The 1215-nt window shown below is 76.1% G+C and carries 1 protein-coding gene; it reads right to left on the reverse strand.

Annotated elements, in window-relative coordinates:
- Positions 1-1215 (reverse strand): polyketide synthase (locus GT045_RS08800; RefSeq protein ID WP_161333831.1); only part of this gene is annotated, 1215 nt, incomplete at both ends.

Below are 1215 nucleotides of genomic sequence, written 5' to 3' on the forward strand. Positions count from 1 at the left end.
CCGGACGCCCGCGGTCAGTTCGTCGCGGGTGCGGCCGAGGACGGCGGCGCGGTGGCCGAGGCGGGTGCGGGCGTGGGCGAGCGCGCCGGCCAGCCGGTGGGGGTCGGTGTCCGGGGCGGCGGACAGGTGCTCCAGCAGCCGGGCGGCCTGGGCGCGCAGGGCGTCCGGGGTGTGTCCGGAGAGCAGCCACGGCACGGTGTCGGTGGGGGGCGCGGGGGTGTCTTCGGTCCGGTCCGCGGCGGGCGCGGCCTCGATGATCACGTGGGCGTTGGTGCCGGAGATGCCGAAGGAGGAGACGCCCGCGCGGCGCGGCCGGCCCGGGTCGGCCCACGGGCGGTTCTCGGTGAGCAGCCGGACGCCCGCGCCCTCCCACTCCACGTGCCGGGAGGGCCGGTCGATGCCGAGGCTGGCGGGCAGGGTCTCGTTGCGGATGGCCTCGACCATCTTGATGACACCGGCGACACCCGCGGCGGCCTGGGTGTGGCCCAGGTTGGACTTGACCGAGCCGAGCCACAGCGGGCTCTCCTCGGTGTGCTCGGCGCCGTAGGTCGCGATCAGTGCCTGGGCCTCGATGGGGTCGCCGAGGGTGGTGCCGGTGCCGTGGGCCTCCACCACGTCGACCTCGGCCGCCTCGACGCCCGCCGCCCGCAGGGCGTGGCGGATGACCCGCTGCTGGGCGGGGCCGTTGGGTGCGCTGATGCCGTTGGAGGCGCCGTCCTGGCCCACGGCGGTGCCGCGCAGCACGGCGAGGATCTTCCGCCCGTTGCGGCGGGCGTCGGAGAGCCGTTCCAGCAGCAGCACGCCGGCGCCCTCGCCGAAGCCGGTGCCGTCGGCGGCGTCCGCGAAGGGCTTGCAGCGGCCGTCCCGGGAGAGGCCCCGGTGGCGGCTGAACTCCACGAAGGTGCCCGGGGTGGCCATGACGGTCACTCCCCCGGCCAGCGCCAGCGAGCAGTCCCCGTCGCGCAGCGCCTGGGCGGCCAGATGCAGCGCCACCAGCGAGGAGGAGCAGGCCGTGTCCACGGACAGGGTCGGGCCCTCGAGGCCCAGGGTGTAGGCGACGCGGCCGGAGACGACGCTTCCGGAGCCGAAGCTGCCGAAGTAGTCGTGGTACATGACGCCCGCGAACACACCGGTGTCGGAGCCCCGCAGGCCGGCGGGGTCGATGGAGGCGCGCTCCAGCGCCTCCCAGGAGGTCTCCAGCAGCAGCCGCTGCTG

This window comes from Streptomyces sp. SID486 (genome assembly GCF_009865385.1).
Classification (GTDB): domain Bacteria; phylum Actinomycetota; class Actinomycetes; order Streptomycetales; family Streptomycetaceae; genus Streptomyces.